The organism is Streptomyces sp. VNUA24 (assembly GCF_029167005.1).
GTDB lineage: Bacteria > Actinomycetota > Actinomycetes > Streptomycetales > Streptomycetaceae > Streptomyces > Streptomyces scabiei.
The window spans coordinates 1,778,817-1,800,298 of record NZ_CP119143.1; the positions used below are offsets into that span (position 1 = coordinate 1,778,817).

A 21,482-nucleotide genomic window follows, 5' to 3' on the forward strand; every position below is an offset into this window, starting at 1 on the left:
GGCCATGACATCACTGAAAGCGACATGCCATCGGATCCTGCCACAACTGGGGCCGCACAGCGCCGAGTTGACCACCGTTTCGGGCGGAACGCGTGCGTCCGGGGTGCGGTCCGCCCGTCAGGGAGCGAACGGGTTCCGGTCCTGCGGCTCGTCCCCCGCCCGCGGGGCGCCGCCGTCGCCTCGCGCCCGCTCCGCGACGGCCGGGTCGGCGGAGTCCGAGAGCAGCTCCGCGATGCGCAGGGTGCACTCCCACTCCGTCAGCTTGCCTTTGATCACCACCAGATAGGACTCCTGGTCGGAGAAGCGGTACACCTGACGCCGCTTCTCCACGAGGTGCTTGCTCGGCACATACGTGTGGACGGCGGCACGCAGCGCGTCGAGCGCCTCTTCCTTCGACGTCTTTCCCCGCCAGACGAACTCGGTCCTGTACATCTCGTTGTGGCCGTACTGCGCGACCACGGCCCAGTTGCCCATGTCCACTCCCCCTCGCACTGCTGCCAGTCAGCCACAGCTCGGCCGGCGGAGCAAGGGAGTCAACCCGCAGTGATCGCCTCGGCCCGGGACAGGGCCACGTCGAGCACGACGAGCAGCGCGTCGCGGACCGAGCCCGTCCGGCGGGCGTCGAAGACGGTCAGGGGGACGTGTTCGGCGATGTCCAGGGCCCACCGCACCTCGTCCAGGTCGTGCGCGACCTCCCCGTCGAACGCGTTGACGGCGACCGCGAAGGGGATGCCCTTGTGCTCGAAGTAGTCCACGGCCGCGTAACAGTCGTCCAGGCGCCGGGTGTCGACGATGACCAGGGCGCCGACGGCACCGTCGACGATGTCGTCCCACATGAAGCCGAAGCGGTCCTGGCCCGGTGTCCCGAACAGGTACAGCTTGAGGGTCGGGTCGAGGGTGATGCAGCCGAAGTCCATCGCCACGGTGGTGGTGGTCTTCTCCGGGGTGTGCGTGAGGTCGTCCACGCCCGCGGCGACCTCGGTGATCGCGGCTTCCGTGGTGAGGGGGCGTATCTCGGAGATCGAGCCCACCGTGGTGGTCTTGCCGACCCCGAAGCCGCCCGCGACGACCAGCTTGACCGGCAGCGGCGGCTGTTCAACCGCTGTCGCGGAGTGTGCCCCGTGAGTCGGGGACGGCACGGAGACCATTGATAACCCTTCGCAGTACGGAGATGTCCTGGGCGATCCTGGCGTGCGGTACGTAGATCGCCAGGTGCCCCGCGGCACACAGGTCCTCGGCGAGCACGCGGACCACGTTGAGGTGCAGTCGCAGGCGGGCGGCCAGTTCCGCGACCGACTGCGGGCGTCGGCAGGCGGCGACGATGTCATGGTGTTCGAAGGCCAGCCGGCCGAGCAGGGACAGCCCGGCCGCCGTCGCGACGATCTGGGTCTCGATCGGCAGCGGCGCGGCCGGGCCCGCCCCCGACACCCGGCCCGCGGTCAGCAGGAACGGCCGGACCACCGGGGCGCGACCCACCGGGTCCCCCATGGTCTGCCGGGCTCCTGCCGCTGTCTCGTGTGGTTCTCGCCCACCATCGGCCATGACGACCTCCTGCCTCGCGGGATGGGTCAGCCGGCCACGGGTGAGCCGACGCTGTTCTTCAGCTCCATCACCAGTTGCGGGGTGAGCGCGGCGCCGGCGCGGTTGGCGAAGAGGGTCATCTCGTAGGCGATGTTGCCCAGTTTGGCCTCCTTGGAGGCGACCACTCCGAGGACCGCGCCGTTGCCGATGGCGGAGACCAGGACGTGGCCTCCCTCCAGGTCGATGATGACCTTGTTGAGCCCGCCCAGGCCGTAGTTGCCGGAGACGCCGGCGGCCAGGCTGGTGACGCCGGAGACGATCGCGGCGAGCCGCTCGGAGTCGGCCCGTTCGCGGAGCTGGGAAACCGCGATGAGCAGGCCGTCGGAGGACACCGCGATGGCGTCGACGACACCGGCGGTCTCCGTGGCGAAACGGTCGAGCAGCCAGGTGAAGTCGGCGGCCGCGGTGCGCAGGTCGGTGGGCTTCGTCTCTTCGGGGGTGCTGTCATCTGCCGACGTGGTCACTGCCCGTCTCCTTCTGGCCTTCTGGGGTTGTCGCGTGTCGTGCGGGCTGGGTTCGGGGGCTCGGCGCCGAGGTGTGCGGCGCTTTGCTGTGCGGCACGTTCTCGTGCGGCGCTGCCTGGTTCGGCTCTGCCGTGTTCGGCTCTGTCTCGGTCGGCGCTGTCTTGGTCGGCTCTGCCCTGTTCGGCGCTGTCTTGTTCGGCTCTGCGGACGGCGGCTTCGAACTCGTCGAGTTCCGCGCGGACGGCTTCCGCGTCCGCGGGTTGCCGCACCGTCGGGACGGTCCGTTCGGCCGCCGTGGCGGTGACGGTGAGCGTGGCGCCCCGGACCCGTCGGCGCAGGGGCCGGGCGGTCGTGGGAGGGGAGGCGGTGTCGGGGGCCTCGGTCCGTGCCGTGTGGGGACGGAGCGGGACGCGGCGGGGCAGTTCACCTTCCGGCGACGGGGCCAAGGGCCGCCGTTCGAGAGCGGTGGCGGTGATGACCGCGGTGGCGGCCGACGGTGACGCGGCGGTGCGCGGTGTGAACTCGCGTGTGGTGCGGCCCCGGCCCGCGGCGGGCGGCGCGGCGTCGACGGGGCTCATCGCCAGCAGGAGCGCGGCGGGGATCAGCACGGTGCTGGTGACGCCGCCGCCCGGTGTGCGGCTCAGGGTCACCTGGAGGTCGAGGTGGCGGGCGAGGCTGCCGACCACGAAGAGGCCGAGCACCTTGGTCGGTACGAGGTCGAGGCGTTCGCGGCGGACGAGGCGGGCGTTCTCCTCGGCGAGACGCTCCGCGCTCATGCCGAGGCCGTGGTCGATGATCTCGACCAGTGCGCCGCCGTCCCTGGTGACGTCGGTGCCGGGCCGGACGACCACCTCGACGGGAGAGTCGGACGGGGAGAACGCGACCGCGTTCTCCATCAGTTCGGCCAGCAGCAGGGTCAGGTCACCGGTGATGTCGGGTCCGACGGTGATGTCCGTCTCGGAGCGCAGGGAGACCCGCTGGTATCCCTCGATCCGGCCGAGGCCCGAACGGATGACGTCGGCCAGGGTGATCGGCCGCGCCTCGACATCGGTCTCCCGGATGCCCGCGAGCAGCATCAGGCTGTCGGCGTTGCGCTGGAGGCGTACGGCGATGTGGTCGATGCGGTAGAGCCGGTCCAGCAGGTCGGGGTCGGTCTCCTCGCGCTCCACGGCGTCGATCAGCAGCAGTTGCCGGGTGGTCAGGTTGCTGACCCTGCGGCCGACGTTGCCGAACATCTCGGCGATGTTGCGGCGACTGAGCACCTGCCGCTCCAGGAGGGCGGCGGCGGTGTCCTGCACCCGGTTGAACGCCTCGGCCAGTTGCCCGATCTCGTCGCGCACCGGCACGGGTATGGGGCGGGGGCTGAAGGGCGTGGTGTCGGCGAGTTCGTCGTCGGCGACCCGGGCCAGCTCCTCGTCGGCGGCTTCGACCACCTGCCGGGCGGAGCCGGTCAGGGCCACCAGGGGGCGGACGACCGAGCGCCGGACCAGGACGCAGAAGGCCAGCCAGACGGCGAACCCGAGCAGGGCCACACCGAGCAGGATCCATGCCTTGCGCAGGGCGTCGGCGGAGGCCGCGTCGGCCTGTGCGGCGGTCTCGTCGATCAGTGTCCGGGTGATGGCGAGACGGGTCTCGGCCTGCCGCTCACCGGCGGAGATCTTCGCGCGCAGCTCCCGCGGGGACTGCGACTGCAGGGCGGACGGATCGATCTGGAGTTCCGCGAACTGGGAGGTGATGTCGTTCTGTTCGGCGCCGCGCTCGATGCCCGCCAGGCGGAGCACCTGGGCCGGGGCGGCCATGCGGCCGAAGCGGTCGGACTGGTGGACGAAGAGTTCGTGGGCGCCGGCCGCGCGTGTGTACTCGGTGAGGGCGTTGGCGTCACGTGTCTGGGCGGAGAACACGGCGCTCTCGAAGGCCGCGTGGGCGGCGTCGGCGCGCAGGATCGCGTCGAGCAGGCTGGTGACCGAGGACGCCGAGGATGTCGAGTTCACGGAGAAGCGGTCGAGCCCGATGCCGTCGATCAGGTAACCGACCGCCGCCGCGTAGGCCGGGTCGATGTTGGCGGCGGGGACGTAGTCGCGGCCGAGCTTCTCCCGCAGGACGTCCAGGCCGGTGATGTAGCCGAGTGCCTGTTCCTCCGCGGCCGGCAGGCTCGCCCCGAAGGCGTCCCGCACGGCGCCCACCTGCGCGTCGGTGGCCTGTTGTGCCTCGCGGTAGGCGGCCGTTGGCGGTTTCGCGGCTCCGGGGCGGGCCGCCTCGTACTGCACGGACAGCAGCAGTGCCAGCCGGTGTTCGGCCTGTACGTCGTTGATGAGCTTCGTGACCTGCTCGCTGTCGCGGACGAGTTCGGCGATGCGGCCGGCGTCACGGGCCTGTTCCATCTGTCCGCCGACGCCGACGGCGAGCAGCACACCGACGACGGCCACGGGTGCGACGACCAGGATGTTGAGCTTTCTCCGGAACGGCCACCGGGCGAGTACGGAGCCCGTCTTCCGGCGGAACGGAGAAGTCCGGTCCCTGTGTCCGGGCGGCCGCTCCACGGTGTTCGCGGGCACGCTGGTCTCCTTGGGTGTGTGCTGCTCGGCGGTCAAGTCGCTGGTACCGCCGGACCGTCGACGACCGGGGAACCGGCCCGGCGCTCTCGCGACGGGCCATCGGGCGTGAGCGACCGGACCCATGACGCAGGTACAAATCACGTCACGTGTCCGGATCTCGTCGGCCGGAGACTATCGCTTTTGTGATCGGCTTGAGCCTGTACGTAACCAATACGTGATTGCAAATTGTTCACGCATGCCTACCGAACGGTGTCCTCGCCGTGGATGACCGCGCCGGAGCCCTGCTACATTCCCACCCCGACAGCCTCCCCGGCCACAGTCCGGGGGCACTGTCGTGACCGCTGCGCATCCGGCCGCCGGCCGGCTCGGTCTCCTCCCCCACCCCGAACCCGTACTCCCTCACGCCCACTTGAGGAGACCTCGTGCACTCCACCCGCAAGGCGACCGCGGCAGCCGTCGCGCTCCTGGCCGTGGCCACCGCCGCCACCGGCTGCGAGAGCGGCACCGCCGCTCCCGCGGCCGCCACCGCTTCACGGGAACCCGGCTGCCCCACCGTCCTCGCCAAGGCGAAGCGGGCCGTCAAGGAGGCCGAGGACGTCAACGCCCCCTGGAGCGGCCCCACCGGAGGACCCGCGGCCGTCCCCTCCAGGACCATCGTCTACGTGGCGCAGACCATGACCAACCCCGGCGTCTCCGGCGTCGCCAAGGGCGTCGAGGAAGCGGCCAGGATCATCGGCTGGGACGTCCGCACCATCGACGGCCGGGGCACCCCGGCCGGCATCCGCAACGCCTTCACCGAAGCAATCGCCCTCAAGCCCTCGGGCATCGTCGTCGGCGGCTTCGACCCCGCTTCCGTGTCCCGGCAGGTGGAGCAGGCCGACGCCGCGGGCATCCCCCTCATCGGCTGGCACGCCACCGCCGCTCCCGGCCCCAGCAAGGATCCGAAGCTCTTCACCAACATCACCACCGACGTGGCGGACGTGGCGAGGATCAGCGCCGACTGGATCATCGCCCGGTCGGGCGGCCGTGCGGGCGTGGTGGTGTTCACCGACGCCTCCATACCGTTCGCCAAGCGGAAGTCGGAGCTGATCAAGAAGGAGCTGGCCACCTGCCCCGACGTCGACCTGCTGAGCTACGAGGACATCCCCATCCCCCAGGCCAACACGGGCACCGTCGAGCGGGTCTCCGCTCTGCGCGCCCGATTCGGCGACCGGTGGACCTACTCCGCGGCCATCAACGACCTGTACTTCGACCACGCGGCGCCCGCCCTGCGCGCCGCCGGCCGGAAGGGAGACGGCGCCCCCTTCAACATCGGCGCCGGCGACGGCGACCCGTCGGCCTTCCAGCGCATCAACGGCAAGCAGTACCAGTCCGCCACCGTGCCCGAACCCCTGTCCGAACAGGGCTGGCAGATCATCGACGAGTTCAACCGCGCCTTCACCGACGAACCGGCCAGCACCTACGTCGCCCCCGTCCACATCACCACCGCCACCAACAGCGGCGGCGCCCTGTCCTGGGACTCCGAGGGCTACCGCCGGGCGTATCGCAAGATCTGGGGGCGTTAGAGACCGTCGGGCGGGGAGTAGCCAAGTGCCCCCGGTCCATCCCGTGAACGTGCGGGTCGGGTGCGCACTCCTGCTCGGACCTGCCGCGGCGGCTCCGTCAGACGGCGGATTCCCGACCGTCCATGAGCTGCCGGATCGCGGACAGCACGCCTTCCAGGGCGCCGGGTTCCGCGGCGAGCGCGGACAGGGAAACGGACGGCCAGGCGTTGTACTCCTTCCCTGGCAGCGCGCGCAGCCGCTCCGCCAGTTCGGGAACGGGCGGAAGCAACGCAGCGAAGGTCGCCGCCCGTTCGCGGCCGAGGTGGTGGCTGATCGATCCGAAGGCGAAGGACAGGTCGTCCTTGGCCGGGCCGTCCTGCAACGACAGCGACCAGACCGGCACCTGCCGTCCGGAGACGGGATAGTAGGCGGACATGCTCCGGTACTTGGCCGTACCGCCCTCCCAACGGCCCCACTCCGCCACGTGATCGACCAGCGCGGTGGCGATCCGCCGTACGTCCGGATCGGGGCGGGAGCCGATCGCCTCGTCCATGTCGGCCCGTGTGGTCCGCTGCGTGGTACGGCGGCCCGACGGTGACTTCGCCGCTGTGGCCACCTCTCCGTGCACACGCGGCACGAGGACGCGCAGGTCCTTCGCTCCGCGGTACTGGGTCAGCTCCACCGCGTAGACATCGGTCTGCCGCATCTGCCGGTTCAGGAATTCCACGATGGCCCGCAGCTCCAGCGGAATCCGGTCGGCGACGAACAGCAGCCGCATCTGCCCGGCGGCCAGCCGCTCCTCCACCGTCGTCCAGAACTCGTCCGGGGACCGCTCCCCGAGAAGTTCCCCGTACGCCTCCTCCGGCAGTCGTCCGTCCTGGGCGCACGTCTCCTCGAAGGAACGCCGCAGCAGTGCCGCCGGCCAGTAGCGGGCCGCGTTGGCCGCGTAGTCCAGCATCTGCCCGACGACCTCGCGCCGGATGCGGGTGTCCGTGGCCCGCTTGACCTCCACCAGGGTCGGCACACCGTCGGCGTCGACGAAGAGATGGTCCAGCCAGTAGGACGGACCGCACTCCGCCATGGTCGCGACCCCCATCTCCCGGGCCACGAGCGTCAGCCGCAGCGGCCGGCCGTCGGCCAGCGAGCCGAAATCCAGCACCCGAGGGTGGCGAGCGAGCAGCTCCTGGAACTCCTGTTCCGTCTCGAAACCGGCGAGCTCCAGCGCCTGCAGCTCCTCCCCCAGGACGAACACCGGCTGATCGGACATCGGCTCCCCACCCTCTGGCCGCCCCACAGCGGACGTCAACGGCACTGCGCGCAGGAAGACTTGTGCGGAGCGCTTTCCCGGAGGATACCGAGGGCGCGGATACGGCGGGCGCGGATACGGCGGGCGCGGTTACAGCGGGGCGTTCTCCGCCGCGGTCACCCGTCGAGGCCCTGCCGACACGGCCGACACGGCCACCGCCCGGACTCCGGCCCTACCAGCGGACGCCCTGCATCGACGACACGACGTACCCGAGGACCGCGGCGACCAGCATGCCGCCCATCAGCTTCAGCATGTCCTGGCGGATCTCCGGCCCCTTCCAGGCCAGCACCCCCAGGCCCAGGAAACTGACGACGATCAGCACGAGCATCCACTGCAGCCCGGACATCGGCCCTCCCCCGTGAATCGCCGTTGGTCGGCGCCCCCTTTGGGTAGGTTCCTGCGCCGCCGTCCGCTCGTCAACTCCGGTGGGGCCCGGCGCGACGGCGCCGGACGTGCACCGGGCCCCGCGTAACCTCTCCCCATGCCGGACTCCCGCCTGCGTCGCGTCGCCGTGCTCGTGCTCGAAGGGGCGAAGCCGCTCGATGTCGGCATTCCCGCGCAGGTCTTCACGACCCGCGCGAGCATGCCGTACGAGGTGCGGGTCTGCGGGGCGGCACCCGGGCTCGTGACCGGCGGCGACGGCCTCGCCTACTTCGTCGAGCACGGTCTCGACGCGCTCGTCTGGGCCGACGTCGTGTTCGTGCCCGGCTACCGGTTCCCCGACCGTGAGGACCCGCCGCGGGCGGTCGTCGACGCGTTGATCGCCGCCCATGACCGGGGCGCGCGGCTCGCCGCCATCTCGACCGGCGCCTTCGCCCTCGCCGCCACCGGGCTGCTCGACGGCAGACGCGCCACCACGCACTGGCACTACGCGCGGGCACTCGCGCGCCGGCATCCGCTCGTCCGGGTCGACGAGAACGTGCTCTTCGTCGACGAGGGCAGTGTGCTCACCTCGGCCGGTGCCGCCTCCGGCATCGACCTGTGCCTGCACATCCTGCGCGGCGACCTCGGCGTGGCCGCGTCCAACCACGCGGCCCGCCGGCTGGTCGCGGCCCCCTACCGCAGCGGCGGCCAGGCCCAGTACGTACCGCGCAGTGTCCCCGAGCCGCTCGGCGAGCGGTTCGCCGCCACCCGCGAGTGGGCCCTGCACCGGCTCGGCGAACCCCTCACCCTCGACATCCTGGCGCGGCAGGCCGGGGTGTCGCCGCGCACGTTCTCCCGGCGCTTCGTCGAGGAGACCGGCTACACGCCGATGCAGTGGGTGATGCGCGCCCGCATCGACCTCTCCCGCGAACTGCTGGAGCGCTCCGAGCGCGGCGTCGAACAGATCGCCGCCGACGTCGGTCTCGGCACGGGCGCCAACCTCCGCCTGCACTTCCAGCGCATCCTGGGCACCACGCCGAGCGAGTACCGGCGTACCTTCACCCGCGGCACATGACCATGGCGCGATCCTTGTGAACCGTGGCGATCTCGCCACTGGCAGCGGCCCGGGCCGCGGGCGAGCCTGGTGGGGCGAAGGGAAGGGACACCACTCATGACTCGCATCGCCATCAACGGATTCGGCCGCATCGGGCGCAACGTGCTGCGCGCCCTGCTGGAGCGCGACAGCGCCCTGGAGGTCGTCGCCGTCAACGACCTCACGGAGCCCGCGACGCTCGCCCGGCTGCTCGCCTACGACTCCACGGCCGGCCGCCTCGGACGGCCGGTGACCGTCGACGGCGACACCCTCGTCGTGGACGGACGTCGGATCACCGTGCTGGCGGAGCGTGAACCGGCGCAGCTGCCCTGGGCCGAACTCGGCGTCGACATCGTCCTGGAGGCCACCGGCCGCTTCACCTCGGCCAAGGCCGCCCGGGCCCACCTCGACGCGGGCGCGCGCAAGGTGCTCGTCAGCGCGCCGTCGGACGGCGCCGACGTCACGCTCGCCTTCGGCGTCAACACCGACGCCTACGACCCGGACCTGCACACGGTCGTCTCGAACGCCTCCTGCACCACCAACGCGCTCGCGCCCCTGGCCCAGGTGCTCGACGAACTCGCCGGTATCGAGCACGGGTTCATGACCACGGTGCACGCCTACACGCAGGAGCAGAACCTCCAGGACGGCCCGCACCGCGACGCCCGTCGCGCCCGCGCCGCCGGCGTCAACATCGTGCCGACCACGACCGGCGCCGCCAAGGCGATCGGCCTGGTGCTGCCGAACCTCGACGGCAAGCTGTCGGGCGACTCGATCCGCGTGCCGGTTCCGGTGGGCTCGATCGTCGAACTCAACACGACCGTCGCGCGGGACGTGACGCGCGAGGACGTGCTGGCGGCTTACCGCACCGCGGCGGAGGGACCGCTCGCGGGCATCCTGGAGTACTCGGACGACCCGCTCGTGTCGTCCGACATCACGGGCAACCCCGCCTCGTCGATCTTCGACTCGGCCCTCACCCGCGTCGACGGCCGCCACGTCAAGGTCGTCGCCTGGTACGACAACGAGTGGGGCTTCTCGAACCGGGTGATCGACACCCTGGAGTTCCTCGTCGACGGCTGACCGGCCGCCGGGCCCGCCCCCGCCTCCGGCGACCGCGCCGGAGGCTCACCAGGTGTGCGCCACGTCCACCACGAGGCGACCGTCCAACTGCAGCACCCGGAAGGGCAGTCGGGCGCGCAGGCCGAGGCCGAACTGTGACTGGCCCTCGAAGGAGCTGGCGAACTTCGCGTCGCGGAACGTGCGGTATCCGGTGAGGTTCAGGCCCGGCAGGGGCTGTCCGGCCTGTCCGGGGTAGGTGGGCGCCCCGGAGTCGTAGGCGGGCGCCCTGACGATCACTTCGAGGATGGCGCCGCCGGTGATCGGGATGGGGTCGCCGGTCGGGTCCTGGATCAGTCGGTCGACGTAGTGAACGGTGTAGCCGATCTGGTCGGCGGACGCGGCCGGGACGTCGACGACGAACCGGTCGTAGCACTCGTGGCGACCGGTCCTGGCGTTCGTGATGTACTCGCCCGCCGTGTAGGACCAGTCCACCTTGTCCAGGCTGCCCCAGCCCGTCGGGCAGGCGGCGGCCGTCGCGGCCCGCGGGGTGGCCGCCGTGGCCGCGGTCGGCATCGCGACCGCCCCCAGGGTGGCGGTCACCAGGGCCGCGGTCGTCCAGACTGTCCTGTTCGCTTTCATCCTGTGCCCCCAGATGCGTGAATGTCCGGCACCAGCAGAGACATCCGAAGCGACCCGAAGGTTGCACCCGTCCGTCGCGCAGCCCCGGGTGCGGCGCACGGCGGAGGGACCACGTACCTCTGGACGAAAGTCGCGCGGTCCTGGACCAAAGACGGATGTCGGGGCGCGGGCGGTCTCTTCTAGTGTCGGCCGGGCCGGTGACGGCACGGCACCCCCGACCGCCCCGTGGAGGAACCGCATGTCCGCATCGTCCACCCCGGCCGCGCTGCCGCGGTTACGGCACCGCTGGGCGGCCGTGACCGGCCTGCTGGTGCTCTCCCCGGTCAGTGCCGAGTACCTCATCGGCTACGGCGACAGCACGGACCGCCCGCTGGAGCTTCTGGCGGGCCTGCTCATCCTCGTGCCGCTCTACGGAACGGTCGCGGTGCTCATCCGTGAGATCACCCGGCGCACCGGGCGCGGCTGGCCGACGATCCTGCTGCTGAGCACGGCCTTCGGGGTGATCCAGGCCGGTTTGATCGACCAGACCCTGTTCGACAACCAGGTCGACCCCGACGGCCCGGACTGGGCGACCCAACCGCTCGTCACCCTCGTCCCGGGCCTGGGCATCGACGCGGCGAGCCTGCTCAACTATGTCGGAGGGCATGTGATCTGGAGCTTCGCCGCTCCGATCGCGGTGGTCGACGCCTGTGCCCCGCGCATCGCGGACCGGCGGTGGCTGGGCCCGGTCGGCATCGGTTCCCTGGTGCTGCTGTGGGCGGCGAGCGCCGGGCTGATCCACACCGACACGGCGACGGACTCCAGCGCCGGCCCGGCACAGCTGACCGGCGCCGCAGTGGTCGCAGTCGCCCTGATCGCCGCCGCGTTCACCGTCCGGCCCCGGAGAGAACGGTCGTCCACGCGGGCGCCGTCGTGGTGGCTGGTCGGCGGTGTGACGGGAGTCGCCTGGTGCGCCGGTCAGTTGCTGCCGGCGACCTGGACGGGGGTCACGGTGAACGTCGTCGCCATGGTCGCGGTGGGCCTGCTGCTGTTGCGCTGGTCCCGCCGCCGGGGCTGGGGGCAGCGGCACGTCCTGGCCGCCGCCGGCAGCGCCCTCCTCGTCCGCGCGTCGCTGTCGTTCCTGGTCGAACCGCTGGGCGACCACGTGGATCTCGCGATGAAGTACGCGGTGAACGCGGCGATGCTCGGTGGTGTCACCGTCCTTCTGTTCCTGGCCGCCCGTCGTCTGCGCCGTCAGGAGCCGAGCGCATGGCGTCAGGAGCCGAGCGCATGCTGACCGTTCGCGGCATCTCCTACCTGGTCGGCGACGCGGACACGGCCGACGTGCGACAGGACATGGAGGTCATCGCCCGGGACCTGCACTGCACCACGGTGATGCTGATCGGGGACGGGGAGCGGCTGATCGACGCGGCCCGTACCGCCCTCGACGTCGGTCTGGGCGTCCACCTGCGGCCCCATCTCGCCGAACTGCCGCGACGGGAGCTGCTGCAACGCCTGGAGACCGTCGCCGACGCGGCCGAGGGACTTCGCCGGGACCATCCGGACCGGGTGACGCTCCTGGTCGGCAGCGAGTTCTCCCACACGGTGCCCGGCATCGTCCCCGGGCCCCGTTCGTTCCTGCGCCTGAAGCTCATCGTGCGCTTCCGCCGCCTCCTGCGGCGAAGGATCGCCCGGCGGCTCCAGCCCCTGCTGACCGCCGCCGCGACCACCGCGCGCAGTCGCTTCGGCGGGCCCGTCACCTACTCCGCGGCCGGCTGGGAGCCCGTCGACTGGTCCCTGTTCGACCAGGTCGGCGTCAGCCTCTACCGCTCCCGCCGCAACCGGGACGCGTACACGGACCGTCTGCGCGGCCTGGTGCGCGACCACGGCAAGCCCGCCGTCGTCACCGAGTTCGGGTGCGGCGCCTTCACCGGCGCGGACGAGCGGGGAGCCGGATCGTTCTGGATCGTCGACTGGTTCGCCACGCCCCCGCGCATCCGGGGCGACCACCCGCGCGACGAGGCCGCTCAGGCCCGCTACCTGGGTGAACTCATCGACCTGTACGACGCGCAGGGCGTGCACGGCTGTTTCGTGTTCACCTACGCCATGCCCGACTTCCCCCGTCACGACGACCCCCGTCTCGACCTCGACCGGGCCGGCTTCGGGATCGTGGCGGTGACCGCCGACGGCACGCGCCGCCCCAAGGAGGCGTTCCACGAGGTCGCGCGGCGCTACGGCGATCTGGCCGGGGAGGAATGACCGGGCGCGAGGGGGGGGCGGTGCGGTCCTTCGACGGCCGCGGGGCGTGGTACCGCGGTACTGTCCGCCGTCCGCCGATGTGCTTCCCCGGTACCGGCTGTGACCCGCCATCACGTCCTATCGTGGTACCGGCCCGCACGGGAACAGCGTTCCGGCCCGGTGTCGCCGGGATGGCCCGAAGGCCGCGCACGAGGCCGCGTGTCCGTACGGCGGCCCGCACCCCCTGAACAGGAAGACCCCACATGTCCCCCACGAAGCGCATCCTGATCATCGTCACCAGCACCGGCGAGTACGAGAAGGTCGGCTATCGCACCGGCCTCTGGCTGGGCGAGCTGACCCACTTCTACGACGTCGCCGAGGCGGCCGGCTGCTCGCTCACCATCGCGAGCATCGAGGGCGGCGCCGTACCGCTGGACCCGGAGAGCCTCGCCCACGACATCCTCGGCGATCTCGGCACCGACAAGCGATACGCCGACCGGGCCTTCATGGACGGGCTGCGCGACGTCGTCCCCGTCGCCGAGGTGGACGTCGAGGACTACGACGCCATCTACCTCACCGGCGGTCACGGCGTGATGTTCGACTTCCACCAGAGCCGGGCGCTGGAGACGCTCATCGCCCGGTTCCACGAGTCCGGGCGGATCGTGTCGGCGGTCTGCCACGGGCCCTGCGGTCTGCTGGACGTCACCCTGAGCGACGGCGAACCCCTGGTCAGGGGCAGGAACGTCACCGGCTTCTCCTGGCGGGAGGAGGAACTGGCGCAGCGCGCCGACGCCGTCCCGTACAGCCTGGAGGACCGGCTGAAGGAACTCGGCGCGCACTACAGCGTCGCGGCGAAGCCCTTCGACACCCATGTCGTCGAGGACGACCGGCTGATCACCGGCCAGAACCCGGGCAGTGCCAGGGCGGTCGCCGAGGCGGTGGTCCGCCGGCTCGGCTGAGCGCCGGGCATCCGCGAGGCCGCCCGGCACCCCGCCGGGCGGCCTCGCCGCACGACCTCGCCGCACGACCTCGCCGCACGACCGCGGTGCCTCCCGGAGTGGCCGCGCCGGGAAGCGTTCAGGCAGGCCGCACCAGGCCCACGTCGTAGGCGAAGATGACGGCCTGCACGCGGTCCCGGGCTCCGACCTTGGCGAGGATACGGCTGACGTGCGACTTGACGGTGGTCTCGGCGAGGTGGAGGCGTTCGGCGATCTCGGCGTTGCTGTAGCCGCTCGCGACGACCGTGAGAACCTCTCGTTCGCGCTCGGTGAGCACGGCGAGCCTGCGTTCCTGCTCGCCGGTGTGACCGGGCAGGCGGTCGCTGAAGGCGTCGATGAGCTTGCGGGTCAGCCCTGGCGCGATGACGGCGTCCCCGGCGGCCACCGCCCGGATGCCCGCGACCAGTTCGCCGGGCAGGGCGTCCTTCAGGAGGAATCCGCTCGCTCCGGCGCGCAGCGCGTCGTAGGCGTACTCGTCGAGGTCGAACGTCGTCAGGACCAGCACGCGGGAGCGGCCGCCGGACTGCACGATGCGCCGGGTGGCCTCGATGCCGTCCATGCCGGGCATCCGGATGTCCATGAGGACGACGTCGGGGTGGAGTTCGGCGGTCATACGGACGGCCTCCGCGCCGTGGGTGGCCTCGCCGACCACGGTCATGTCCGCGTGCTGCTCCATGAGCATGCTGAACCCGAGGCGCTGCAACGCCTGGTCGTCGACGATCAGGACGGTGGTCATGGCTGGAGCCGCTCCTTGGGGAGGCCGGAGGGTGGGGAGGTGTGGAGTACGGCACGGACGGTCCAGCCGCCGCGGTCGTTCGGTCCCGCGCTGACGGCGCCCTGGTAGAGGGCCGCGCGTTCCCGCATGCCGAGCAGGCCCTGCCCGCCTCCGTCGAGGGCGGTCCCCCGGTCGGCGCGCGGCGGCCCGGTGTCCTCGACGACGACGTGCACGGTGCCCGTCCCGGCGGTCACGGACACGGACACGGTGGTGTCCGGGGCCGCGTGTTTCAGGGTGTTGGTGAGGGCTTCCTGGACGATCCGGTAGACGGCCAGCTGCAGGGCGGTCGGCAGACCCGCGAGGTCGCCCGCGGCGCGCAGGGTCGCCGCCGGACCCGCGGCCCGGACCCGCTCCAGCAGACCGTCGAGGTCGGCGGTGCCCGGCTGGGGGCTGAACGGGGCGTCGGGGCGTTCGTCGTCGCGGAGGGTCGACAGCAGGCGCCGCAGGTCGGCGAGTGCGCCGCGCCCGCTGTCGGCGATGATGCGCAGGGTGTCCGCGCCCCGCTTCGGCTTGGTCTCGGCGAGTCCGGCCGCCCCGTCCGCCAGTCCGACGATCACGGCGAGAGTGTGCCCGAGGATGTCGTGCATCTCCCGTGAGACGCGCGCGCGTTCCGCCGCCTCGGCGAGCCGGGCCCGCTGGTCCCGCTCCACCTCCAGACGGACCGCGCGGTCCTCCAGAGCGGCGATGTAGGAGCGGGCCACGCGGCCGGCCAGGCCCAGCCCGGCGATGGCGAGCATGCCGAGGACGAGTTCGGTCGTGACGGCGAGCGGGCTGTCGACGCGTTCGAACTGGCGGTCGGTCGTGAAGGCGACGATCGTCACGATCGTCTGGGGCACGGCGACACAGACCGCGACGGCCAGGTGGACGGGCGGCGCGAAGCGGGCGAGGTTGTACAGCGTGATCAGCTGGGCGAGGAAGTGGGAGTTGGTCAGCACGCCCGACGCCGCCTCCGCCAAGGAGAAGGCCGTCACCAGCCCGAAGGCGAGAAAGGGACGGCTCTCGCGCCACAGCAGCGGCACCGTGGATCCGGCCAGGAACAGCGCCGGCACGGGGAGGCCGGGCAGGCCGTGCTCTCCGGCGTCGAACAGCGCCGGGACACCGATCGCCGCGCACACCAGCGGTGCCGCCCACTTCCGGAACCGGGGATGGGCCTGGTTCATCCGGCTCATCGCCATCAGCACCGTGAGAAGCCGTACGACGGTGCGCTGTTCGGGGCCGCACAGCAGGGCCCCGGGGTCGACCGGGCGGGCAGGTGGACGGGAGGTCACGGCGGGCGTCTCCGAAGGGGCGGGAGGACCGTCCGCCGACGGACGGGAGAGGCGGGCCGGCGGGCGGGGACGGGGTGGCGCGGTCGGGCGGTCGGGCGGTCGGGCGGTCGGGCGGTCGGGCGGTCGGGCGGTCGGGCGGTCGGGCGGTCGGGCGGTCGGGCGGTCGGGCGGTCGGGCGGTCGGGCGGTCGGGCGGTCGGGGACGGAGTAGCGCGGGCGGGGGCGGGTGGTGCGGGCGAGTCGAGGTGGTGTGGGTCGCACGCTACGCGATCCGCGTGTTCGCCGATCACGCTCGCGCGGCGCTGGGCGCGAGGTGCGCGGCACGCGGGGAGCGGGAACCGGGGAGCGGGAACCGGCGGGCCGAGGCTGCCGGAGGTCGGGTCGTCCCCCACCCCCACGTCCTCCCCTGACCGCCCGACGACGGCTGGGAGCCGGTCCGACGGCCACCCCGGACGTCGGCCCCGGCCCGGCGGCCCGGCGGCCCGGCGGCCCGGCGGCCCGACGGCCGCAAGGTGGCCGTCCACCGGTCCCAGGCAGGGAGGGACCGGTGGACGGCGGCCGGGCGGGACCGGCGCCCGCGCTCCGGGCGCCGGCCGTCGCGGTGGGGCGGAGGGGTCAGTCCCCGCCGGGGCGCACCGGGGCCAGGCGCTGGGTCTCGCCGGGCTCGGCCCCGGTGCCGGCAGGGCCCGCCGCCGGCGCTCCCAGGGCTCCCTCCGCCAGGGCGTGACGCAGTTTCTCGCCCTCGACGTCGATGTCGGGCAGGATCCGGTCGAGCCGGCGGGGCAGGTGCCAGGCCCGGCGGCCCAGCAGGGTCATGACGGCGGGCACGATCGTCATCCGCACCACGAAGGCGTCGAAGAGCACCGCGGAGGCGAGGCCGAGGCCGATCGACTTGATCAGCGAGGCGTCGGCGAGCAGGAACCCGGCGAACACCGAGATCATGATGATGGCGGCGGCGGTCACCACGCGAGCACCGTGCCGGAAGCCGGCGATCACCGCCTCGGTGGGTTCGGCGCCGTGCACGTACTCCTCGCGCATCCGGGTGACGAGGAAGACCTGGTAGTCCATGGCCAGGCCGAACACCACACCGATCATGAAGATCGGCATCACGCTCACGATCGGCGCGGTCGTGTCGACGCCGAAGAGATCCTTGAGCCAGCCCCACTGGAAGACCGCGACCAGCACACCCAGGGTCGCCGTCACGCTGAGCAGGAAGCCGACCGTGGCCTTGAGGGGGACCAGGATCGAGCGGAACACCAGCAGCAGAAGGACCATCGCGAGCCCGACGACCACCGCCAGGTAGGGCAGCAGCGCGTCGCCGAGCTTCTCGGAGACGTCGATGTTCAGCGCGGTCGTGCCGGTGATCACCACCTCGGCGCCGGTGGTCCGGCGCACCGCCGCGGCGCTGGTGTCCCGGATCTCTGAGACCAGGTCGATCGTCTCGGTGCTGCTCGGGGAGCTCTTCGGCACGGCACGCAGCAGGGCCACGTCACCGTCGCGGTTGAACACCGGCGGGCTCACCGAGGCGATGTCCGGCAGCTCGCCCAGTACGGTGCTCGTCTCCCGGGCGGCGGCCTGGGGGTCCTTGCTGTCGCGGGCGTCGACGACCACCGTCAGCGGGCCGTTGTAGCCGGCGCCGAAGCCCTTGCTCAGGGTGTCGTAGGCGATCCGCTGGGTGCTGCCCGGTGCGGCGGTGCTGTCGTCGGGCATGCCCAGCCGCAGCCCCAGCGTGGGAAGGGACAGGATGCCGAGGCAGAGCACCGACACGGTGAGCGCCTGCCACGGGCGGCGGACGACCAGCCGTGCCCAGCGCACGCCCATCGCCTCGCCGTCGCCGCGTTCCAGCGCGCGCATCCGCTCGGTCTTGAGGTTCCCCTTCATGATCCGCGGGCCGGCGAATCCCAGCACCGCGGGCAGCAGGGTGAGCGCCACGATCACCGCGACGACGACCGCGAAGGCCGCCGCCACACCCAGGTCGGTCAGCATCCGGATGCCGATGACGCTCAGTCCGGCCAGCGCGATGACCACGGTGAGCCCCGCGAACACCACCGCGGAGCCGGCGGTGCCCAGGGCTCGCCCGACGGCTTCCTCGGGTGCGTGGCCGTCCCGGATCTCACCGCGGTAGCGGGACACGATGAAGAGCGCGTAGTCGATCGCCACCGCCAGGCCCAGCATCAGCGCGAGCGTGGAGGCGGAGGAGCTCATGTCGACGAAGGCGGTGGCGAGGGTGATCGACAGGATGGCCACGACGACGCCGAGGAGCGCGGTCAGCAGGGGCAGCCCCGCGGCCAGCAGTGAGCCGAAGGTGATCACGAGCGCGACGGCGGCCACCGCGAGGCCGATCAGCTCTCCGGCGTTGGCCCCCTCCTTCTCCTGGACGGCGTTGCCGCCCAGGCTCACCGCGAGGCCGGCCGCACGGCCCTGCTCGGCGACGGCGTGGAGCGCGTCACGGGCCTCGGGGGTGACGTCGGCCTGAGCGACCTTGTACGTCACCTGCGCGTAGGTGATGGTGCCGGACTCGCTGACGAGCCGGCTCCGGTAGGGGTCGGTGACGTCGGCCACCAGCGGGGCCTTCCTCAGGTCCGCGATCAGCGACTCGACCTCGGACCTGTTCGTCCCGGACGTGAGGCGCTGCCCGTCCGGTGCCTCGAAGACGACCCGGGCCGTGGCGCCGGACGCGGACGCCTGCGGGAACTCCTTGTCCAGCAGGTCGAGGGCCTTCTGTGACTGGGTGCCCGGAATGGTGAACTGGTCCGAGGTCGTGCCGGACACGCTCGCGGAGCCTATGCCGACGACCGCCAGGACGACGATCCACAGCATCAGCACGAGGCGTCGCCGCCGGAAGGCGAACCGGCCGAGCCGGTAGAGAAGGGTGGCCACGGGGATACTCCCACCTGGGAATGCAAGGAACGGATGGAGAAAGACCGGTGGGTCCTGCGACCCGGCTCTCACGCTAGGCACGGATCTTCGGCCGGCCACGGCACCGGGGAAGCGAATGCGGCGGAGCCGACCGGTACCGGGGTAGGGGCCCGGCTCATCCGAAAGCAGGTACCCCGGAGGGATCTCGGCGGCGCCCGCGGCCGCCGCGGCGGCTCCGGCCGGGGCGCGACCCGGTTCCGTACTCCTCGCGCGCCCGGCCCCGTACTCCTCACGGAAGAGGCCGACCCGTACCCGAGTACCACCGGATACCGCCGACTTGGGTTCCTGAGGGCCTCGGACGCCGGCCCTGCGGTGCCTAACCTGAACGTGTCCTCCCGGCGATCCCCGAACGGAGCCGTCATGTCCCTCCTCGCCCGGCCGAGAGTCGCCTCCGTCGCCGCCAGGACGATGCAGCGCCTCAACGCCCTGCTGGCGGACCGGCACATCGCGTCGACCCTGCTCGGCCGGTATCCGGAGTACCCCCGCGACACCCGCGAGCTGACCGTCCCCACGTCCGTCGCCCCGGCCCGCGCCGTCGTCTACCTGCCGGAGCGTCCCGCGGACGGGCCGCCGCCGGTGTACGTGAACTTCCACGGGGGCGGCTTCGTGCTGCCGCCGATCGAACTGGACGATCCGCTGTGCCGTCTTCTCGCCGCCGAGGCGGGGGCGGTCGTGGTGAACGTGGACTACGTCGTCGCCCCGCAGCATCCCTTCCCGGCGCCGCCGCAGCAGGCGTACGAGGTGGTGCGCTGGGTCGCCGAGCACGGCGAGGAGCAGGGCTGGGACGGCCGGCGGCTGGCGGTGGGGGGCCAGAGCGCCGGGGGCGCCCTCGCCGCGGCCGTGGCCCGTCAGGCTCTGGACAGGGGCGGGCCGTCGATCGCGTTGCAGGTGCTCCACTATCCGCCGCTCGACCTGGCGACCGGCGCCCGGGACAAGCGCTCGGCCACCGCCAAGCCGGTGCTGCGCCCCTGGATGTCCGACGTCTTCGACTCCGCCTACGTCCCGGACCGGAGCAGACGCGGCGATCCGTTGGTCTCCCCCGCGCACCCGTCGGACACCGCGGACCTCACGGGCATCGCCCCGGCCTTCGTCGTCACGGCGGCCCACGACCTGCTCCGCGCGGAGGGCGTGCGGTACGCGGAGCGCCTGCGCGCGGTGGGCGCCCTGCGCGAGCACTACGACGTGCCCGACGCCGACCACGGCTACGACCAGAACGACCCGGAGACGGCCCTGAAGGTCTACGCCCTGATCGCGGAACAGGTGCGCCGGGCCACCGCCCCCGGGGTGTAGGGCACGGCCACCGAGTCGCCCGTCGAGCCTCGATTGCTGGGATGTTCCATGGCTCGCGAGGGCTGGACGGCCCCGGGCCGGAAAGGACGAGGGACGGGACGACGCGAGCCCCGGCGCGAGGGGCACGCTGCGGCGCGGGGCGCGGACGCACCATCGCCGCACCGACCGCCGCACGTGCCCCACCCACTACGCGGATCTGCGTCGGCGTTCCGGCCCGCGGCCGTCAGCCCGTGCCGCGTCCGAGCTTCCCCTCCGGCGGTGAGGTGACGTCGTCCGAGCCCCCGCTCCGATGTCCGTCGCCCGAGCCCTCGCTCCGATGCCCGTCGTCCGAGACCTCGCCCCGATGTCCGTCGTCCGACTCGCTCACCGCCAGTCCTCGGATCTCCCGGCGGAACTCGATCGGGGACCGGCCCGTTCGTTGCGCGAAGTACTTGCTGAACTGTGAGGCGGTGACGAAGCCGAGGTGGTCCGAGATCTGGGCCGCGGTCTCCTCGCCGTGCGCCAGCAGGCGCTTCGCCTCCAGCACGACCCGGCGGTCGATGAACTCCTTCGCGCTGAGGCCGGAGTTGGCCAGCGTCGCCCGCGCCAGGGTGCGCCCCGAGTAGCCCAGCATCCGGGCGTAGTCCTCCACCCGCCGGGTGCCGGTGAAGTGCTGTTCGACCGCGTCACGGAACCGTAGATAGGTCTCGTCCGGGTCCGGCACGCGCCCGCCGACCGGGACGGTGAGATGGGCCAGCCGCAGCAGCAGTACGGCCAGGAGGTGGCGCAGCGCCGCGATGTGCACCTCCAGCGGCAGCCGGCCGAGCGCCTGGAACTCGCGGCTCAGGTGCTCCGCCGCCATGGTCACCGCCTCGGCGTCGGCGGTGACGGGGGTGGTGACGACCGGTGCGTGCGGGTCGTCGACCCGGGCGGCCGTCGCCGTGGCCGGGTCCAGTACGTCCTGCCGGAAGAGGATCAGGGTGCCCTCCGCCCGGGTGACGTCGCCCCACTGGTGCACCTGCCCCGGGCGCACCCACAGCCAGGACCCCGGCCGCAGGACGTGGCCGCTGAAGTCCACGACCTGCCGGAGGTCGCCCTCGGTGAGCGTGAGCAGATGATGGAAATCGGGGCGCTGGGGCCCGGCGAGCGTCTGCGCGGGGACGCGCCGCCGCAGTTCGGCCAGCGACATGACCTCGACTCCGGCGGGCGTGCCCGCGGGTGCGGCGAAGGGGAGCTCCGGGATCTCCCGAGGCACGTCCTGTCGGATTTTGGCCATCATCAGTCGGAAGTTTATCCAGCCTCCCCCCGGAGACCGCCGTACGTTGGTCGTGTCGCCGCGCGGCACCGGAACTCCTCCCTGGCGGAAAGGGGAAAGGGCGCGCGCGGCGACGACGGGCGGGCGTGCGGCGCTCCGACGTGCCGCTCCGACCTCCCGC

The 21,482-nt window shown here is 72.3% G+C and carries 19 protein-coding genes; 7 read left to right on the top strand and 12 right to left on the bottom strand.

Annotated features, from left to right (window positions below; genetic code table 11):
* Positions 1 to 117: 117 nt before the first annotated feature.
* The 5 genes from PYR72_RS07390 to PYR72_RS07410 form a co-directional block, all read right to left on the bottom strand.
* Positions 118 to 474: a hypothetical protein gene (locus PYR72_RS07390; protein WP_275454516.1), complete on the bottom strand. Its 357-nt coding sequence runs from the start codon at positions 472 to 474 to the stop codon at positions 118 to 120.
* A 59-nt stretch (positions 475 to 533) separates the two neighbouring features.
* On the bottom strand, positions 534 to 1,148 hold the full coding sequence (locus PYR72_RS07395; protein ID WP_275454517.1) for an ATP/GTP-binding protein: 615 nt from the start codon (positions 1,146 to 1,148) through the stop codon (positions 534 to 536).
* The gene (locus PYR72_RS07400; RefSeq protein ID WP_275454518.1) at positions 1,096 to 1,488 is read right to left on the bottom strand and encodes a DUF742 domain-containing protein; all 393 of its coding nucleotides are present in this window, start codon (positions 1,486 to 1,488) and stop codon (positions 1,096 to 1,098) included. The genes PYR72_RS07395 and PYR72_RS07400 overlap by 53 nt, the downstream gene beginning before the upstream one ends.
* Before the next feature lie 80 nt (positions 1,489 to 1,568).
* A complete protein-coding gene (locus tag PYR72_RS07405) occupies positions 1,569 to 2,045 on the bottom strand; it encodes a roadblock/LC7 domain-containing protein (RefSeq protein ID WP_012998406.1) in 477 nt (158 codons plus the stop codon).
* Positions 2,042 to 4,426, bottom strand: a complete 2,385-nt coding sequence (locus PYR72_RS07410) for an ATP-binding protein (protein WP_275460353.1) — start codon at positions 4,424 to 4,426, stop codon at positions 2,042 to 2,044. The genes PYR72_RS07405 and PYR72_RS07410 overlap by 4 nt, the downstream gene beginning before the upstream one ends.
* A 596-nt stretch (positions 4,427 to 5,022) precedes the next feature.
* Between PYR72_RS07410 and PYR72_RS07415 the strand changes: the two genes are divergently transcribed.
* Positions 5,023 to 6,165, top strand: a complete 1,143-nt coding sequence (locus tag PYR72_RS07415) for a substrate-binding domain-containing protein (RefSeq protein ID WP_275454519.1) — start codon at positions 5,023 to 5,025, stop codon at positions 6,163 to 6,165.
* A gap of 97 nt (positions 6,166 to 6,262) precedes the next feature.
* On the opposite strand, the gene PYR72_RS07420 is transcribed toward PYR72_RS07415, so the two are convergent.
* Together PYR72_RS07420 and PYR72_RS07425 are read right to left on the bottom strand one after the other, a co-directional pair.
* Entirely contained in the window at positions 6,263 to 7,411 is a 1,149-nt protein-coding gene (locus PYR72_RS07420) for a hypothetical protein (RefSeq protein WP_275454520.1), read from the bottom strand.
* A 211-nt stretch (positions 7,412 to 7,622) separates the two neighbouring features.
* The gene (locus PYR72_RS07425) at positions 7,623 to 7,796 is read right to left on the bottom strand and encodes a hypothetical protein (RefSeq protein ID WP_275454521.1); all 174 of its coding nucleotides are present in this window, start codon (positions 7,794 to 7,796) and stop codon (positions 7,623 to 7,625) included.
* Positions 7,797 to 7,931: 135 nt separating this feature from the next.
* Here PYR72_RS07425 and PYR72_RS07430 point away from each other — a divergent pair, with 135 nt between their 5' ends.
* Both PYR72_RS07430 and gap read left to right on the top strand, forming a co-directional pair.
* Positions 7,932 to 8,888 (top strand): helix-turn-helix domain-containing protein, encoded by a 957-nt coding sequence (locus tag PYR72_RS07430; RefSeq protein WP_275454522.1) that lies wholly within the window; start codon positions 7,932 to 7,934, stop codon positions 8,886 to 8,888.
* Between the two features lie 96 nt (positions 8,889 to 8,984).
* Positions 8,985 to 9,983: a type I glyceraldehyde-3-phosphate dehydrogenase gene (gene gap, locus PYR72_RS07435; protein ID WP_275454523.1), complete on the top strand. Its 999-nt coding sequence runs from the start codon at positions 8,985 to 8,987 to the stop codon at positions 9,981 to 9,983.
* A 45-nt stretch (positions 9,984 to 10,028) separates the two neighbouring features.
* On the opposite strand, the gene PYR72_RS07440 is transcribed toward gap, so the two are convergent.
* Positions 10,029 to 10,601, bottom strand: coding sequence for a hypothetical protein (locus tag PYR72_RS07440; RefSeq protein WP_275454524.1), 573 nt, complete (start codon positions 10,599 to 10,601; stop codon positions 10,029 to 10,031).
* A gap of 238 nt (positions 10,602 to 10,839) precedes the next feature.
* Here PYR72_RS07440 and PYR72_RS07445 point away from each other — a divergent pair, with 238 nt between their 5' ends.
* From PYR72_RS07445 to PYR72_RS07455, 3 genes are all read left to right on the top strand, one after another.
* Entirely contained in the window at positions 10,840 to 11,877 is a 1,038-nt protein-coding gene (locus PYR72_RS07445; protein WP_275454525.1) for a hypothetical protein, read from the top strand.
* Complete coding sequence (locus PYR72_RS07450; protein WP_275454526.1) at positions 11,871 to 12,839, top strand: hypothetical protein; 969 nt, start codon at positions 11,871 to 11,873, stop codon at positions 12,837 to 12,839. Before PYR72_RS07445 ends, PYR72_RS07450 begins: the two co-directional genes overlap by 7 nt.
* A 242-nt stretch (positions 12,840 to 13,081) precedes the next feature.
* On the top strand, positions 13,082 to 13,777 hold the full coding sequence (locus PYR72_RS07455) for a type 1 glutamine amidotransferase domain-containing protein (RefSeq protein ID WP_275454527.1): 696 nt from the start codon (positions 13,082 to 13,084) through the stop codon (positions 13,775 to 13,777).
* Between the two features lie 118 nt (positions 13,778 to 13,895).
* On the opposite strand, the gene PYR72_RS07460 is transcribed toward PYR72_RS07455, so the two are convergent.
* The 3 genes from PYR72_RS07460 to PYR72_RS07470 form a co-directional block, all read right to left on the bottom strand.
* Positions 13,896 to 14,552 (bottom strand): response regulator transcription factor, encoded by a 657-nt coding sequence (locus tag PYR72_RS07460; protein ID WP_275454528.1) that lies wholly within the window; start codon positions 14,550 to 14,552, stop codon positions 13,896 to 13,898.
* Positions 14,549 to 15,859 carry a histidine kinase gene (locus PYR72_RS07465; protein WP_275454529.1) on the bottom strand — a complete coding sequence of 437 codons (1,311 nt, stop codon included), beginning with the start codon at positions 15,857 to 15,859 and terminating at the stop codon, positions 14,549 to 14,551. The genes PYR72_RS07460 and PYR72_RS07465 overlap by 4 nt, the downstream gene beginning before the upstream one ends.
* Before the next feature lie 614 nt (positions 15,860 to 16,473).
* Entirely contained in the window at positions 16,474 to 18,738 is a 2,265-nt protein-coding gene (locus PYR72_RS07470; RefSeq protein WP_275454530.1) for an MMPL family transporter, read from the bottom strand.
* A 399-nt stretch (positions 18,739 to 19,137) separates the two neighbouring features.
* Here PYR72_RS07470 and PYR72_RS07475 point away from each other — a divergent pair, with 399 nt between their 5' ends.
* Positions 19,138 to 20,067: an alpha/beta hydrolase fold domain-containing protein gene (locus PYR72_RS07475; protein ID WP_275454531.1), complete on the top strand. Its 930-nt coding sequence runs from the start codon at positions 19,138 to 19,140 to the stop codon at positions 20,065 to 20,067.
* A 223-nt stretch (positions 20,068 to 20,290) separates the two neighbouring features.
* On the opposite strand, the gene PYR72_RS07480 is transcribed toward PYR72_RS07475, so the two are convergent.
* A complete protein-coding gene (locus PYR72_RS07480) occupies positions 20,291 to 21,325 on the bottom strand; it encodes an AraC family transcriptional regulator (RefSeq protein WP_275454532.1) in 1,035 nt (344 codons plus the stop codon).
* Positions 21,326 to 21,482 lie beyond the last annotated feature (157 nt).